Source organism: Pseudoalteromonas sp. Xi13, from assembly GCF_003952205.1.
Taxonomy (GTDB): domain Bacteria; phylum Pseudomonadota; class Gammaproteobacteria; order Enterobacterales; family Alteromonadaceae; genus Pseudoalteromonas; species Pseudoalteromonas atlantica.
In genome coordinates, this window is record NZ_CP034439.1 from 1,921,174 (window position 1) to 1,936,751 (window position 15,578).

Here is a 15,578-nt window from a genome sequence, read left to right on the forward strand (position 1 = left end):
TATCCCCTAAAAATCCATTGATTGTTTAATTGCGGCCATTACTTTTAGCGCATCAGGCACATATTCTTTTTCAAGTGCTAATGGGTAAGGTGTATCTAACCCACATACTCGCATAATAGGTGACTCAAGGTGTAAAAAGCACTCTTGCTGAATAGTCGCCGCAATTTCGGCACCAAAGCCATTGGTAATAGGCGCTTCGTGGCTTATCACTAAACGTCCTGTTTTAGTGACCGACTTAGCAATTGTCTCAACATCCCAAGGTAATATGCTTCTAAGGTCAATCACCTCACAACTAATGCCTTGTTCATTGGCTTGTTTTGCTGCGTTTTCAACAATTTCCATTTGCGCGCCCCACGCAAGTACAGTGATATCTGTACCTTCTTGTACTACTTCTGCTTTACCCAGCTCAATGCTGTAATCATCCTCTGGTACTTCGCCGGTAGAAGCGCGGTATAAACGTTTAGGCTCGAAGAAAATAACGGGGTTATCGTCTTTAATACTTGCTCGTAATAACCCTTTTGCTTGGTACGGGTTACGCGGTACCACTATTTTTAGCCCTGGCGTATGGGCAAAGTATGCCTCTGGCGATTGTGAGTGATATAAGCCCCCCGCAATACCGCCACCATACGGTGTGCGAATCGTTAAATTGCCCACGTTAAATTCATTACCACTGCGGTATCTAAACTTGGCAGACTCATTAACTATTTGGTCAAATGCCGGGAAAATATAATCAGCAAATTGTATTTCAGCAAGTGCAGGCGCGCCAAACGCGGCTAAGCCATTGGCAAAACCTAAAATACCTTGCTCTGTAAGCGGTGTGTTAAATACGCGGTGTTTACCGTACTTTTCTTGCAAACCTGAGGTCGCCCTAAAAACACCACCAAAATAGCCAACATCTTCACCAAAAATACACGCCTGAGGGTGCTCATTCATGGTGATATCGAGCGCAGAATTAATTGCGTGTAGCATGTTCATTTTAGCCATTACTTAATTCTCCCTGCTGTTATTGGGTACGCATCTGGGTGCTGCTTTATATGTGCTTTTAAATCGTTATATTGGCGCTCAAGTGAGGGAATTGGCGTATCGTAAACATCTGATATTAGCTCTTCAAGCGCTGGCTTTTGCACTTTTTCAGCACGTTTAAGGGCGGCTAAAATATCTTCACGAATAGTGTCTTTCGCTTTAGCATCGTCCTCTTCGTTTAACCACTCTTGCTTGATCAACCATTTTTTAAATTTATCAATTGGGCAAACTTTATGCGTGGCCTCTTCATCTTTTGAGCGGTAACCACTTGGATCATCTGAGGTTGAGTGAGCACCTAATCTGTACGCTATTGACTCAATTAATACCGGCTCGCCCTGCGTTGCTGCAAGTTCGCGGGCCTTTTGTGTTGCTGCAAACACGGCTAATGCATCTGAGCCATCAACACGTATGGTTTTAATGCCATACCCTACGCCTCGCGATGCTATACCATCGCCTTTAAATTGCTCATCTGCAGGTGTTGATATTGCATACCCGTTATTACGTGCAAAAAATATAACAGGGGCTTTGTGTACCGCAGCCATATTTAAACCCGCATGAAAGTCACCTTCAGATGCTGCGCCCTCACCAAAGTAACAAATAGTCACATTATCTATGGTGCTTGCAAGTTCGCCGGTTTTTGCGTCAATGTGTTTTACTTTTTGCCCGTAGGCATACCCTGTAGCTTGAGGAATTTGCGTACCGAGGGGCGATGATATGGTCATATAATTTAATTCTTTTGAACCATAATGAATCGGCATTTGGCGGCCTTTTCCTAAATCTAACTCATTAGAAAACATTTGATTCATAAATTGGTCAAGCGTAAATCCGCGGTAATGCAAAGCGGCTTGCTCGCGGTATTGCGCCATAATCATGTCATCTTGATCAAGTGCGGCAGCAGAGGCAGTAACAGCGGCTTCTTCACCTAAACATTGCATATAAAAGCTTACGCGGCCTTGGCGCTGCGCCCCTTGCATCCGCTCATCGAGTAGGCGAATAAAACGCATTGTTTCGTATAGTTTAATCGCTGTGTGTTTAGAAATAGTCGGTGCGGTAGCACTAGGATGAATGTCGCCGTCCTCAGTTAAAATACTAAGGGTTGGAATAGTTAGCGCATGACCGTCTATAAACTCGAGGTCGTGGTTAATATTCAGCGATACGTTATTTGGATTACTCATAACCTACCTTCTCTTGTTGTCTGTGATACAGCGCCCCTTTTAAGTTTTTATTATGGGTGAGGCTTGCGAATAAACTTTGCAGCATCTGCGCTGTATTTAATTAAAGCTGCCACCACCTTACGTTAACGTAAGATGTTATTCAACAAGTGTAAGACGAAACAAAAGTAAAATACGATTAAAAAGATGGAAAGTTAACTGTACGCATTTATTAAACCAATAAAAACATACAGTTAAATATTTAAGGCGAGTGGTCTGATGAGTTTTATTAGACGAAATTACTATCTACTTGCATAGGAATAACGGTAAGCAGTGCCCTTTGCCCAAGCGCAACGTGCGCATTTGGAAAAATAATAGCTTCCCCTTCCACATCGGCATAATAAGGGGTATCGCCGTCTGTTGCTAGCAACTCACCTTTAGCAAACCCTGTGAAATTTTCTGCATCATCAGAAAACGGAAAGCTAAAGTCCTGCTGCGTTCTATTAATTGTGCGATGCACGGCAAACAGCTCAAAGTCACTTGCATTAAATTGAGGGTATTGCACTTCTTTTTGGCTAATTAATGCAGTTAGCGTTTGCTTGGTTTTTGCAAAGCGAGCCATGTCGTTTTCACCAAACGGTTTAACTTGACCCAGTTCAACGGTAAATGAATCAGCGCCATGAACAAACGAAGAATAGTAACTGAATGTGGTTGCCGGTGATTTCATCATCAATACGGTATTTACACCGCAGCTAAGTAAAAATTGTAACTGCGATTTTTTCCATGGTTTACCATGAAGATAAGGATACACAGCAAATTTTTCATTTTTTGAGCCACGTATAGCAGTATGTAAATCATAATGATAACGTGTACTGCCTTGCTCGCCCCGTGTAAAAAAGTCAGTTACATACTCTTCTAGTTTTGCTGCGCGTTTACGCTCATCATTCATTGGCACACCCTCAACAGTGTGGTGGCCATTAAACAAACGGTTTAGGTTTTCTTCTACAAAGCGCAGGCCAATATTTATTGATTTTGGATTACCAAATATAAAGAGCACACGCTGATTTAATGCAAGCTCCCCTTTTATTATGGTTTTTATTAGCTCGTCACATATTTCTATAGGTGCGGTTTCGTTACCGTGTACAGCGCTTGAAAGCACAACATCTTTTGTTGTTGTGCCCTGTGGTTGAAATTCAATAACACCTGTATCGTGAACGGTTACGTGCGTGCCATTTTCTAAAGCAAATTCACTTGCCTCTAAATGCCATTCATTGTCGCGACTGAGTGTTAAAAAATCGCCGCTATTTATTAGTTCATTTAAATAATCTGGTTTGGCTAACATGATAAGCCCTTTTATAGTGTGAGAGATACAAACAAAAACGGCTGAATAAATCAGCCGTTTTTAAATAGTGTAAGCCGTGTTAGCTGATCACAGAATCAACTAATTGCTTCGCTTCTTTTTCTAGTAGTGCTAAATGCTCTTCACCTTTGAAAGACTCAAGATAAATTTTATAAATATCTTCAGTACCAGAAGGACGCGCAGCAAACCAGCCGTTTTCTGTCACTACTTTTAAGCCGCCAATGGCCGCATCATTGCCAGGGGCATGAGTCAGTTTTTGTAAAATAGGTTCACCTGCTAATGTATCGGCTTTAACATCGCTTGCACTAAGTGCTTTTAAACGTGACTTTTGCGCACTGCTAGCAGGGGCATCTAAACGCTTATATAGTGGAGAGCCAAATTCTTGCTCTAGCTCTTTATAAAGCGCTGATGGTGTTTTACCTGTTACTGCGAGTATTTCAGCTGCAAGTAACCCCATAATAAAGCCGTCTTTGTCGGTACACCATACGCTGCCATCAAATCGTAAAAACGCAGCACCCGCACTTTCTTCGCCACCAAAGGCAAGCTTACCTTTGTTTAAGCCATCGACAAACCACTTAAAGCCAACCGGCACTTCTTTAACTTTACGCTCATTACGAGCTACTACGCGGTCAATCATTGAGCTAGAAACCAGCGTTTTGCCAATTTCTACACTGCTGTCCCAGTCGCGGTGTTTTAATAAATAATCAATCGCTACCGCTAAAAAGTGATTAGGATTCATTAATCCATCTGCGGTAACAATACCGTGGCGGTCGTAATCTGGGTCGTTGCCAATAGCAATATCAAAGTCGTCTTTTAATTTAATTAAATTAGCCATTGAGTAAGGTGATGAACAATCCATACGGATTTTGCCATCTTTATCAAGTGGCATAAATGCAAAACGCGGATCAACACTGTCGTTTACTACGGTTAAATCTAAATTATATTTTTGCGCTATTAATGGCCAAAAGTTAATACCAGAGCCACCAAGCGGGTCAATACCTACTTTAATACCCGCATCGCTAACGGCTTTTAAATTAACGATATTTTCTAAGTCGTTAATGTATGGCGTCATTAGGTCTTCGTATTTAATAAACCCTGAACGCGATGCTTTAGCAAATGGAAACAGCTCAACTTCTACTAAATCTTCTAATAGTAATTGATTTGCTCTGTCTTCAATCCATTTAGTTACGTCGGTATCTGCTGGGCCGCCGTTAGGTGGATTGTATTTAAAGCCACCGTCTTCTGGCGGGTTATGTGAAGGCGTTACCACAATACCATCGGCTAATTCGTTAGGATTTAATTTGTTATGGCAAACAATAGCATGGCTAATGACAGGGGTTGGCGTGTAATCGTGATTTTGCTGGGTGATTACTTGCACCTCATTAGCCACTAATACTTCTATGGCAGAGTTAAAAGCAGCTTCACTTAATGCATGGGTATCTTTACCTAAAAAAAGCGGACCAAAAATGTCGTTTTGCTTTCTGTAGTCACAAATAGCTTGTGTAATGGCTAAAATATGAGATTCGTTAAACTTAACATCGTAAGAGCAACCACGGTGACCCGACGTACCAAAAGCAACACAATGCTCTGGGTTTTGCTCTAAGTCTGGCTCATTTAAGTAATAAGCCGATACCAGTTTTGGTACGTTAACTAAAGTTGAATGTGGCGCAGTTTTCCCAGCACCTGAATGAATAGCCATGTTTATTTCCTTACAAGTAATCGCGAATTTCTTCTGCTTGCTCTGCTGAATAACCTAAGCACAGCGCAACCTCGTGTAGCATCATTTTTTTACGTGTCGTGTTTGAATTTGTCATTACCCAGTACTCACTGTCGGTAATATTTTTAGGGTTCATACTACTGCCGCTATTAACTAAGTCTTCTTTGCTGGTTGCAAAGTAAACGCGGTCGCGCCCTTTTATATCAAGCACAGCACTAAACTCTTTTTTATGCGTTCTATAAAAAGCACTTAAAATAAATAAAAACCTGCCTACCACCCCTTTTTGCATTGCTAGTTCTTCTTTATTTAGAATATTAAATACATTAGCGTTTGTTTGCTTCACTGGTGTGACAACCTCTTGCTCTTGGCTGTCGTTAGTAGCTGGCGTGTCGTCAAGTGGGGCTTGAGTAGCTGTTTGGTTGTTTTGATTGTTCTTAGCAACGGAAGTGTTGTCATCACCGTTTAGATTTAATAAACGACGTAAAATAGTGGATGCGCTTTCGCCAATACTTTGTGTATTGCTAGCAATATACTGATATAACTCGTCGTCTATGTCGATTTGTTTCATGTTGTTCCTGTCATTACGGGCCACATTTTTTCTTTCCCCGTGATTATACCCAAACCAAATATAAATGCGAGTTACAACAAGCACTCGCACAAACATAACCTATAAACGCGCTAATAAAGGTGTGTTGATTATTTGCTTATAAACCCAATGTAGTAATTAACAGCTTTTAAAAATACTACCCATATTTTTATCTCCATTAGGCTGGTAACACCAAATAGCCCATAATTGGCGTAAAAATAAACGGTGTTACCCCATAAAAGGCGCGTGCAGAGCATGTTAACCGTTATATCTTTTGCTTTTTAGGGCAATGCTCGGCAAACTAAGCCAAAATTTTAGGAGGCGGTCATGCTATTAAACTATAAACAATACGGTGAAGGTCCGGATGTAGTGATCATTCATGGTTTATTTGGCTCTTTAGAAAACCTAAATGTTATTGCAAAACCCTTGAGCGAGCACTTTAGGGTAACTAATGTAGATTTGCGTAACCATGGTGCTTCACCGCACAGTAATGAAATGAACTACCCTGCAATGGCCGCAGATATTGTTGAGCTAATGAACGCGTTAAATATTAACAATGCGCACCTTATTGGCCATTCAATGGGCGGTAAAGTGGCGATGGAAGTGGCGCTAATGCATAGCCAAAAAGTAAATAAGCTGGTGGTACTTGATATTGCCCCAGTGAGTTACCCTGCCCGCCACACACAAATTATTAATGCACTAAAAAAAGTGGCAACTAGCCAGGTTACTGATAGAAAACAAGCCGATGCTATTATGAGCGAGTACATTAATGAGCTAGGTGTTAGGCAGTTTTTACTAAAAAGCTTAGCTAAAAATGACGATGGACAGTACAAATGGCGATTTAATTTAGATGTACTTGATGAAAAATATTCGACAATCACAGCCAATGTTAATGAAAACAATTCTTGTTTGTGCGATACTTTGTTTATCAAAGGTAACGATTCTGATTACATACTGCCAGAATACCGCGATGAAATAACAAAGCGCTTTAAAAATACACGAGCAAAAATTATACACGGTGCTGGACATTGGCTTCATGCACAAAAACCCGCTGCAGTTAATAAAGCAATAAATGACTTTTTAACAGGGCTTTAATGCAATTTTAATCATGTGTTTTTGGTTATCCGTACTAAATTAATGCATATTTATATGCTATAGTACGCGCCGTTTAATTTAAAGGTTATACGTTGATGGTCAGTCAGTTTATTAACGAATTTGATACCCTAGGGTTGTACTTTGGCTTAGCCGGTATTTTTGTATTCATCGGCCTGGCAATTAAAGACGTACTTAATAGTGGTAACGTACCTAAGTTTGGTCGCTACATTGTGTGGGGCGTCCTCTTTTTAGGGTGTTCTGGCTTTATTGCGAAAGGACTTATACAAGTTTTTTGGCAAGGTGCAGGTGTAGGTTAGGCATGGCGAAGTCAGAAACAGATAGAACAACTCCCGATTTATTTGAATACGAAAAGCGCCCAGGCAGGCCTAAAACGAACCCTTTACCAAGGGATATGCAGTTAAAGGTTAATAAACGTAATCAAATAAAACGAGATAAAGCACGCGGTTTAAAGCGTGTAGAATTTAAAGTTTCATCACAGTTATATCAGGCACTGAGTGATATGGCAGATGCACAAAATATTAGCCGTAGTGCGCTGATTGAAACAATTTTACAAGAAAGATTGGCTATTGATAGATAAAAGGTTTGAAGTCCATGGCAAGTGTAGGCATTTTTTTCGGAAGTGACACAGGTAATACAGAACACGTAGCAAAAATGATCCAAAAAGAATTGGGTAAAAAGCTTGTGGCTGTACACGACATTGCAAAAAGCTCTAAAGAAGAGATTGCAGAGTTCGATTTAATCTTATTCGGTATTCCTACTTGGTACTACGGTGAAGCACAATGTGATTGGGATGACTTTTTCCCTGAGCTTGAAGAAGTAGACTTTGAAGGTAAGCTAGTGGCTATTTTTGGTTGTGGCGACCAAGAAGACTACGCAGAATACTTTTTAGACGCTATGGGTATGATCAACGATATCGTTACCGAGCGCGGTGCTATTGTGGTTGGCCATTGGTCGAGTGAAGGCTACGACTTTGAAGCATCTAAAGGTATGGCTGATGACACGCACTTTGTAGGCTTAGGTATTGATGAAGACCGCCAACCTGAATTAACAGAACAACGTGTTAAAGCATGGTGCGCACAAGTATATGATGAAATGTGCTTAAGTGAACTAGCAGACTAACCTCCCCCCTTTTATCGCTAACTGTTTAAATAATTATCAAACAGTTAGCGACTTTAGAATTAATAGCAAAATTGATCAATTGTTCTTTGCACTCAGTGCTTAGGCGCGTTATCCTTGTTATTGCTAATGTGTCGTGTGCATCTGTAAGAGATGTCTAGTATAACCAAACAAATTTGAGACAGATTTAATGACTGATCATAACTTGGAACTTAAAAAAGCCGGTTTAAAAGTAACTTTACCGCGTATTAAAATCTTAGAAATTCTACAATCTCCAGATAACCAACACATCAGCGCTGAAGATGTATACAAAATTCTTTTAGATTTAGGTGAAGAAATTGGTCTTGCGACTGTTTACCGTGTATTAAACCAATTTGATGACGCAGGTATTGTAAGCCGTCACCATTTTGAAGGCGGAAAGTCAGTATTTGAACTTTCTGGCAGCACTCACCACGACCACCTAGTGTGTTTAAAATGTGGTAAAGTTGTTGAATTTGAAGATGACTTAATTGAACGTCGCCAGTTAGAAATAGCCGAAGAAAACGGTATTACACTAACAAATCACTCTTTATACCTATACGGTGAGTGTCAAGACAAAGCAGCGTGTAAAGCATTTAGCGATTCAAATAGCTAATAACGCGCTATAGTAATAAAAAAACCTGCTATTGCAGGTTTTTTTGTGCTTAAAATTAAACATTTAAACTGTGTTTAATACCAATTTGCAATAATGAGATATTATGCAAATTGGTATTATAAAAGCGTTACTGCTTCTCGATTTTAGCCCATGAATCTCTAAGACCAACCGTTTGGTTGAATACTAAACTTTCTGACTTTGTATCACGTGAGAAATAGCCAGTACGCTCAAACTGAAAGCCTTGAGCCGGTTCGGCTTTAGCAAGCGATGCTTCAAGTTTTGCATTTTCTAATACAACTAACGAATCAGGGTTAAGTGTCGATTCGAACTCTTCAGCTGCACCTGGGTTTGGTACATTAAATAAACGGTCATACAATCTAACTTCTGCATTAACCGACTCAGGCGCAGAAACCCAATGAATAACCCCTTTTACTTTACGACCGTCACTTGGGTTTTTACCTAGTGTTTCGTTGTCGTAAGTACAGTAAATAGTGGTAATTTCACCATTTTCATCTTTTTCTACACGCTGTGCTTTAATTACATAAGCACCACGTAAGCGTACTTCTTTATCAAGAACTAAGCGTTTAAATTTATTATTCGCTTCTTCGCGGAAATCTTCACGCTCAATGAAAAGCTCACGAGTAAACGGTACTTCACGACGCCCCATTTCTTCTTTATTAGGGTGGTTAGCTACCGACAATGTTTCTACTTTATCTGCATCAAAGTTTTCTATTACCACTTTAACTGGATCGAGTACTGCCATTGCACGTGGTGCGTTTTCATTTAAGTCTTCACGGATACACGCTTCAAGCATGCCCATTTCAACCATGTTTTCTTGCTTAGTCACACCGATACGTAAACAGAACTCACGTATTGAAGCCGGTGTATAACCACGACGACGTAAACCAGCAATAGTTGGCATACGTGGGTCATCCCACCCTTCTACATAGTTATTTACAACTAAGTCGTTTAGCTTACGCTTAGACATAATTGTGTATTCAAGATTTAAGCGCGAAAACTCAATTTGCTGTGGGTGGCATTCAAGGCTGATGTTATCAAGTACCCAGTCGTATAAACGACGGTTATCTTGAAACTCAAGTGTACACAATGAATGGGTTATCCCTTCAAGCGCATCAGAAATACAATGTGTGAAGTCATACATTGGGTAAATGCACCACTTGTCACCTGTTTGATGGTGATGAGCAAAACGAACGCGATAAATAATTGGATCGCGAAGCACCATAAATGAGCTTGCCATATCAATTTTAGCGCGTAGAACACACTCACCTTCTTTGAATTCACCCGCGCGCATTTTTTCGAACAATGCGAGGTTTTCTTCTACTGAGGTGTCTCTGTATGGGCTATTTTTACCCGGCTCTTTTAACGTACCGCGATACTCACGTGCTTGATCGGCCGTTAAAAAACAAACGTACGCTAAGCCTTTTTCAATAAGCTCTACTGCATAGCCGTATAGGGTATCAAAATAGTTTGACGAATATTTTATCTCACCACTCCAGTTGAAGCCTAACCACTGCACGTCTTCTTTGATTGAATTAACGTAGTTAATATCTTCTTTTTCTGGGTTTGTATCATCAAAACGTAGGTTACATAAACCATCGTAATCTTTTGCAATGCCAAAATTCAAACAAATTGATTTTGCATGGCCAATATGTAAAAAGCCATTAGGTTCAGGTGGAAAACGTGTATGCGTAGTTGCATGTTTGCCACTTGCTAAATCTTCATCAATTCGAGTTCTTATAAAGTTACTTGGGCGATTCTCAATTTCCGCCATAGGAGTGCGATCCTCTGAATATTCGTGATAACAAAACTAATGCATTATTACAAAAACAAACACTAACATACAGCAATAGATGCGGGTTTATTCTAGTTATTATGGCAATGGTGCATTAGTTTATTACTTAAATTTGTTTTAGCGCAATATTTGAGTCATGAAAGGCATTTATAGTACCTAAACTTAAGCTCCTTAAAAGGATTCAAAGATGGCCAGTTCTACACAACACAGAGTTTATATTCCAACAAATGCGCGAGCTAATCACTATTTACTCGCTGAAATTACACCCACTGATGACTTTTACACTAGTTTTAGCGATATCGATAGTTGCTATACCCGCATTGCCAAGCAACTATTTGCAAGCTGTGATGAATACGAGCTACATAATGTACACCTACTCGCTAACGACAAATTACCCGTTGTCAGATTTCATGATGAGTCGTATCAATTAGAAACAGCAAAGCAAATGTTGTTTTTTTACAACCCGCGTTACCACGAGGCGCACAAACTACACTACACTCCTACTTTTAAAAGTAAAAAAATTCGCTTGTTATTTTTAGCCACCGGTGATGATTTACGCGCAAGCTCGGCACAATTTCACAGCAGGGTGCAAAAAGTGTTAGATAATTTACAAACACAATTATTTATTGAACAGGCCCAGTTTAAGCTTCGCGATCATCAGCATTTAACCTATGACTTATTTGCCAAGAGCAAAGGCTGTAACCAAAGTTACGGCTACAAACTTAGAAGCCTATACCCTCGTTATTTAGCTCGCCAATGTAAAATACCCGCCGAGCATGCAGAAATGACCTATGCAACGTTTTCTATACCGGTTTCGCGCGGCATTAAAACGCAATTTCAAAGCTTAATAAATAAAAATAATTACATTGAGTTTTATAACTACTTTGCCCAATCATTTAAAGGGTGCTGCGAGCGATACGAATTATCTCACGGCGCTATGGTTGCTAATGGTGCAAGGCCCATAGTGCGTAATAGCCAAATAGATAAAAATGATGGGAATGCAGAATTACAAAAAATAAGTTTTGATGTGAATGGCACAGCCACGCAAATACATATTTTTTTCAATGCTGAAAAATTAGTTGAGTCACTACATTTTGTGATTGTTGCCACCCGTAAAGATAAACATGAAATGGGCTATGGCCGCTTTATGAATCAAGTAGAAAAAACAATACACGCTATGTGCTCAGAGCTGGCAATAAATAAAGAACGTCAAGATTTATCAGTACGGTTTTTTCAACACATTAGTTACCCATACTAATTTTTAAGCCAATAACAAAAAGGCTCGCAAATGCGAGCCTTTTTAAAGATTAAGCAAACTGATTACCAGCCTGTTTTCTCTTTAAGTGCTTTACCGATATCAGCAAGTGAACGTACAGTTTGTACGCCAGCAGCTTCTAGTGCAGCAAATTTCTCATCAGCAGTACCTTTACCGCCTGCGATGATTGCGCCAGCGTGACCCATACGCTTACCTTCTGGTGCAGTTACACCAGCAATGTAAGAAACAACAGGCTTAGTTACGTTAGCTTTAATGTACTCTGCAGCTTCTTCTTCTGCAGTACCACCAATTTCACCAATCATTACGATTGCTTCAGTTTGTGGATCTTTTTCGAACATTTCTAGCACGTCGATAAAGTTAGTACCTGGGATTGGGTCGCCACCAATACCAACACACGTAGACTGACCAAAACCAGCGTCAGTAGTTTGTTTAACTGCTTCGTACGTTAAAGTACCAGAGCGAGAAACAATACCTACTTTACCAGGCTTGTGGATGTGACCAGGCATGATACCAATCTTAGTCTCACCAGGAGTGATAACACCTGGACAGTTAGGACCGATCATACGAACACCAGAGTTATCAAGCTTAACTTTAACGTCAACCATGTCTAGTGTTGGGATACCTTCAGTGATACAAACAATTAGCTCGATGCCCGCATCGATAGCTTCTAAGATTGCATCTTTACAGAACGGTGCTGGTACGTAGATAACTGACGCTGTTGCGCCTGTTTCTTTAACTGCATCGCGTACTGTGTTGAATACTGGAAGACCAAGGTGCGTTTGACCGCCTTTACCTGGGCTTACACCACCAACCATTTGTGTACCGTACTCAAGCGCTTGCTCAGAGTGGAAAGTACCTTGGCCACCAGTGAAACCTTGACAGATAACTTTTGTATCTTTATTGATTAATACAGACATTATTTGCCCTCCGCAGCAGCTACAACTTTCTCAGCAGCGTCTGTTAGTGATTCAGCAGCGATGATATCTAGGCCTGAGTTCTTAAGAACGTCACGACCTAATTCAGCGTTAGTACCTTCTAAACGTACAACTACAGGCACGTTTACACCTACTTCTTTAACTGCGCCAATGATACCTTCAGCAATCATGTCACAACGTACGATACCACCAAAGATGTTAACTAAAACAGCTTTTACGTTATCGTCAGAAAGGATGATTTTGAATGCTTCAGAAACACGCTCTTTAGTCGCGCCGCCACCAACATCTAGGAAGTTAGCTGGCTTGCCGCCGTGTAGGTTTACGATGTCCATAGTACCCATCGCTAGGCCTGCACCGTTAACCATACAACCTACGTTACCGTCTAGTGCTACGTAGTTAAGCTCGAAGCTTGCTGCGTGAGCTTCACGTGCATCTTCTTGAGATGGATCGTGCATTTCACGGATTTTTGGTTGACGGTAAAGTGCATTACCATCGATACCGATTTTGCCGTCAAGACAGTGAAGGTTACCTTCGTCTGTGATTACTAACGGGTTGATTTCAAGAAGAGCGAAATCAAAATCGTTGAACATGTTGCCAAGACCCATAAAGATCTTAACGAACTGCTTCATTTGTGTAGGGTTAAGACCCAGTTTAAAACCTAACTCACGTGCTTGGTAAGCTTGAGGACCCACTAATGGATCGATCTCTGCTTTGTGGATAAGCTCTGGAGTTTCTTCAGCAACAGTTTCAATTTCAACACCGCCTTCAGTAGACGCCATGAAAACAACTTTGCGAGAAGCACGGTCAACAACTGCACCTAAGTACAATTCGTTATCGATATCTGTACAGCTTTCTACTAAAATTTTAGCAACAGGCTGACCATTTTCGTCTGTTTGGTAAGTAACTAAGTTTTTACCTAACCAGTTAGCAGCGAATTCTTTTACTTCTTCGATTGTTTTAACTAGCTTAACACCGCCAGCTTTACCACGGCCACCTGCGTGAACCTGAGTTTTAACAACCCACATATCACCGCCAATTTTCTCGGCAGCTGCTGCAGCTTCTTCAGGTGTATCGCAAGCGAAACCTTGAGAAACTGGTAAACCATATTCGGCAAAAAGTTGTTTTGCCTGATACTCATGCAAATTCATGATGCTTTATCCAATTTTTTATACTAAAAGAGCTGAATATTTATGCAAATAAACAGCTATCCCAAATTGCGCACCTAGTATAGATCCCAAGGCTTAACATGAAAACCCCAGTAACACCAAAGGCGCAAAAAAAAAGCTGTGAATTGTCATTCACAGCTTATATTTCATACTACTCGATTAAACATCCAGTAATAAGCGAGTTGGATCTTCAAGTAACTCTTTAATAGTTACTAAGAAACCAACAGATTCTTTACCATCGATTTGGCGGTGATCGTAAGATAGTGCCAAATACATCATAGGAAGAATTTCAACTTTACCATTTACAGCCATAGGACGCTCTTGGATTTTGTGCATACCCAAGATTGATGACTGTGGTAAGTTAATAATAGGCGTAGAAAGTAACGAACCAAATACACCACCGTTAGTAATGGTAAAGTTACCACCTGTCATATCGTCAAGTGTTAGTTTACCGTCACGGCCTTTAAGGGCTAATTCACGAATACCTTTCTCGATTTCAGCAACAGATAGTTTGTCGCAATCTTTAAGTACTGGTGTAACTAAACCACGTGGTGTAGATACAGCGATGCTGATATCAAAGTAATTGTGGTAAACAATATCGTCACCATCAATTGATGCATTTACGTCAGGGAAACGCTTAAGTGCTTCAGTTACTGCTTTCACGTAGAAAGACATAAAGCCTAAACGAATACCGTGACGCTTTTCAAATACTTCTTGGTATTGCTTACGAAGGTCCATGATAGGTTTCATGTTTACTTCGTTAAATGTAGTTAACATTGCTGTTGAGTTTTTCGCTTCTAATAAACGATTAGCAATGGTTTTACGTAAGCGCGTCATTGGTACACGTTTTTGTGTACGGTCACCCATAGGTGCAGCAGGTGCTGAAGCATCTTCTTTTTTAGCAGCTGGAGCAGGTGCTTTTAAGAAAGTATCAACGTCTTCTTTAGTTACACGGCCGTTTTTACCTGTGCCTTTAATTTTAGACGCATCAAGCCCTTTTTCAGCGATTAAACGACGTACAGACGGCGTTAACACATCTGAGCTATCGGTAGACTCACTTGCAGCAGGCGCTTCTTCTGCTTTAGCTGCAGGTGCCGCTGGAGCGCCGCCCGCTTTAACGTTACCAATAACTTGTTCGCCAAGTACAGTATCGCCTTCTGCGTTTAGTTGCTCGCCCATGATACCGTCTTCTTGAGCTACTACTTCAAGAACAACTTTATCAGTTTCAATATCTACCAAGTTTTGGTCGCGAGTTACCGCTTCACCTGGTTGTACATGCCATGTAGCAATTGTTGCGTCTGCAACTGATTCTGGAAGTACAGGTACTTTAATGTCCACTTCTTTACCTTCTGATGCTGGAGCTGATTGCGCCGCAGGCGCGTCTTCTGATTTTTCAGGTGCGGCTTCTTCTTTAGCCGGAGCACTGTCACTTGCTGGTGCTGCATCAGCATCACCAAGTAAACCGATAACTTGGTCGCCAAGTACCGTTGCACCTTCTTCTTGTGATATTTCAGTAATTACACCGTCATTTTGTGCAACCACTTCTAAAACCACTTTATCTGTTTCAATGTCTACTAAGTTTTGGTCACGGCTTACTTTGTCGCCTACACTTACATGCCATGTAGCAACGGTAGCATCTGCAACCGACTCAGGAAGAACAGGAACTTTAATTTCTGTGCTCATTG

15 protein-coding genes are annotated in these 15,578 nt (G+C 40.6%); 6 read left to right on the forward strand and 9 right to left on the reverse strand.

Annotated elements, in window-relative coordinates:
• Positions 1-6 precede the first annotated feature (6 nt).
• From EJ103_RS08660 to seqA, 5 genes are all read right to left on the reverse strand, one after another.
• Complete coding sequence (locus EJ103_RS08660) at positions 7-984, reverse strand: alpha-ketoacid dehydrogenase subunit beta (protein ID WP_024033553.1); 978 nt, start codon at positions 982-984, stop codon at positions 7-9.
• Positions 984-2,198, reverse strand: coding sequence for a thiamine pyrophosphate-dependent dehydrogenase E1 component subunit alpha (locus EJ103_RS08665; protein ID WP_126007153.1), 1,215 nt, complete (start codon positions 2,196-2,198; stop codon positions 984-986). Before EJ103_RS08665 ends, EJ103_RS08660 begins: the two co-directional genes overlap by 1 nt.
• 265 nt (positions 2,199-2,463) lie before the next feature.
• Positions 2,464-3,516: a succinylglutamate desuccinylase gene (gene astE, locus EJ103_RS08670; RefSeq protein ID WP_126007155.1), complete on the reverse strand. Its 1,053-nt coding sequence runs from the start codon at positions 3,514-3,516 to the stop codon at positions 2,464-2,466.
• A gap of 79 nt (positions 3,517-3,595) precedes the next feature.
• Positions 3,596-5,233 (reverse strand): phosphoglucomutase (alpha-D-glucose-1,6-bisphosphate-dependent), encoded by a 1,638-nt coding sequence (pgm, locus tag EJ103_RS08675; protein WP_126007157.1) that lies wholly within the window; start codon positions 5,231-5,233, stop codon positions 3,596-3,598.
• Between the two features lie 10 nt (positions 5,234-5,243).
• Positions 5,244-5,819, reverse strand: coding sequence for a replication initiation negative regulator SeqA (gene seqA / locus EJ103_RS08680; protein ID WP_126007159.1), 576 nt, complete (start codon positions 5,817-5,819; stop codon positions 5,244-5,246).
• A 345-nt stretch (positions 5,820-6,164) separates the two neighbouring features.
• On the opposite strand from seqA, the gene EJ103_RS08685 reads away from it, so the two are divergent.
• The 5 genes from EJ103_RS08685 to fur all read left to right on the forward strand — a co-directional run bounded on the left by EJ103_RS08685 (position 6,165) and on the right by fur (position 8,703).
• Positions 6,165-6,932 carry an alpha/beta fold hydrolase gene (locus tag EJ103_RS08685; RefSeq protein ID WP_055253688.1) on the forward strand — a complete coding sequence of 256 codons (768 nt, stop codon included), beginning with the start codon at positions 6,165-6,167 and terminating at the stop codon, positions 6,930-6,932.
• Positions 6,933-7,027: 95 nt separating this feature from the next.
• Positions 7,028-7,249 (forward strand): DUF2788 domain-containing protein, encoded by a 222-nt coding sequence (locus EJ103_RS08690; RefSeq protein WP_004586672.1) that lies wholly within the window; start codon positions 7,028-7,030, stop codon positions 7,247-7,249.
• Positions 7,250-7,251: 2 nt separating this feature from the next.
• On the forward strand, positions 7,252-7,530 hold the full coding sequence (gene ybfE, locus EJ103_RS08695) for a LexA regulated protein (RefSeq protein WP_004586673.1): 279 nt from the start codon (positions 7,252-7,254) through the stop codon (positions 7,528-7,530).
• Between the two features lie 14 nt (positions 7,531-7,544).
• Positions 7,545-8,072: a flavodoxin FldA gene (gene fldA, locus EJ103_RS08700; protein WP_004586674.1), complete on the forward strand. Its 528-nt coding sequence runs from the start codon at positions 7,545-7,547 to the stop codon at positions 8,070-8,072.
• A gap of 187 nt (positions 8,073-8,259) precedes the next feature.
• Entirely contained in the window at positions 8,260-8,703 is a 444-nt protein-coding gene (fur, locus tag EJ103_RS08705) for a ferric iron uptake transcriptional regulator (protein ID WP_004586675.1), read from the forward strand.
• 127 nt (positions 8,704-8,830) lie between these two features.
• On the opposite strand, the gene glnS is transcribed toward fur, so the two are convergent.
• The gene (glnS, locus tag EJ103_RS08710; protein WP_126007161.1) at positions 8,831-10,495 is read right to left on the reverse strand and encodes a glutamine--tRNA ligase; all 1,665 of its coding nucleotides are present in this window, start codon (positions 10,493-10,495) and stop codon (positions 8,831-8,833) included.
• A 208-nt stretch (positions 10,496-10,703) separates the two neighbouring features.
• On the opposite strand from glnS, the gene EJ103_RS08715 reads away from it, so the two are divergent.
• Positions 10,704-11,774 carry a DUF3083 family protein gene (locus EJ103_RS08715; protein ID WP_126007163.1) on the forward strand — a complete coding sequence of 357 codons (1,071 nt, stop codon included), beginning with the start codon at positions 10,704-10,706 and terminating at the stop codon, positions 11,772-11,774.
• A gap of 62 nt (positions 11,775-11,836) precedes the next feature.
• Here EJ103_RS08715 and sucD read toward each other — a convergent pair whose 3' ends face one another.
• The 3 genes from sucD to odhB form a co-directional block, all read right to left on the reverse strand.
• Complete coding sequence (gene sucD, locus EJ103_RS08720) at positions 11,837-12,709, reverse strand: succinate--CoA ligase subunit alpha (RefSeq protein WP_004586678.1); 873 nt, start codon at positions 12,707-12,709, stop codon at positions 11,837-11,839.
• A complete protein-coding gene (sucC, locus tag EJ103_RS08725) occupies positions 12,709-13,875 on the reverse strand; it encodes an ADP-forming succinate--CoA ligase subunit beta (RefSeq protein ID WP_126007165.1) in 1,167 nt (388 codons plus the stop codon). The genes sucD and sucC overlap by 1 nt, the downstream gene beginning before the upstream one ends.
• A gap of 177 nt (positions 13,876-14,052) precedes the next feature.
• A complete protein-coding gene (gene odhB / locus EJ103_RS08730) occupies positions 14,053-15,576 on the reverse strand; it encodes a 2-oxoglutarate dehydrogenase complex dihydrolipoyllysine-residue succinyltransferase (RefSeq protein ID WP_126007167.1) in 1,524 nt (507 codons plus the stop codon).
• Positions 15,577-15,578: the final 2 nt, after the last annotated feature.

Bases quoted from the DNA above. Each gene is read 5' to 3' on its own strand.
- EJ103_RS08660 (WP_024033553.1), bottom strand. From the start codon at position 984: ATGGCTAAAATGAACATGCTACACGCAATTAATTCTGCGCTCGATATC.
- EJ103_RS08665 (WP_126007153.1), bottom strand. From the start codon at position 2,198: ATGAGTAATCCAAATAACGTATCGCTGAATATTAACCACGACCTCGAG.
- astE (WP_126007155.1), bottom strand. From the start codon at position 3,516: ATGTTAGCCAAACCAGATTATTTAAATGAACTAATAAATAGCGGCGAT.
- pgm (WP_126007157.1), bottom strand. From the start codon at position 5,233: ATGGCTATTCATTCAGGTGCTGGGAAAACTGCGCCACATTCAACTTTA.
- seqA (WP_126007159.1), bottom strand. From the start codon at position 5,819: ATGAAACAAATCGACATAGACGACGAGTTATATCAGTATATTGCTAGC.
- EJ103_RS08685 (WP_055253688.1), top strand. From the start codon at position 6,165: ATGCTATTAAACTATAAACAATACGGTGAAGGTCCGGATGTAGTGATC.
- EJ103_RS08690 (WP_004586672.1), top strand. From the start codon at position 7,028: ATGGTCAGTCAGTTTATTAACGAATTTGATACCCTAGGGTTGTACTTT.
- ybfE (WP_004586673.1), top strand. From the start codon at position 7,252: ATGGCGAAGTCAGAAACAGATAGAACAACTCCCGATTTATTTGAATAC.
- fldA (WP_004586674.1), top strand. From the start codon at position 7,545: ATGGCAAGTGTAGGCATTTTTTTCGGAAGTGACACAGGTAATACAGAA.
- fur (WP_004586675.1), top strand. From the start codon at position 8,260: ATGACTGATCATAACTTGGAACTTAAAAAAGCCGGTTTAAAAGTAACT.
- glnS (WP_126007161.1), bottom strand. From the start codon at position 10,495: ATGGCGGAAATTGAGAATCGCCCAAGTAACTTTATAAGAACTCGAATT.
- EJ103_RS08715 (WP_126007163.1), top strand. From the start codon at position 10,704: ATGGCCAGTTCTACACAACACAGAGTTTATATTCCAACAAATGCGCGA.
- sucD (WP_004586678.1), bottom strand. From the start codon at position 12,709: ATGTCTGTATTAATCAATAAAGATACAAAAGTTATCTGTCAAGGTTTC.
- sucC (WP_126007165.1), bottom strand. From the start codon at position 13,875: ATGAATTTGCATGAGTATCAGGCAAAACAACTTTTTGCCGAATATGGT.
- odhB (WP_126007167.1), bottom strand. From the start codon at position 15,576: ATGAGCACAGAAATTAAAGTTCCTGTTCTTCCTGAGTCGGTTGCAGAT.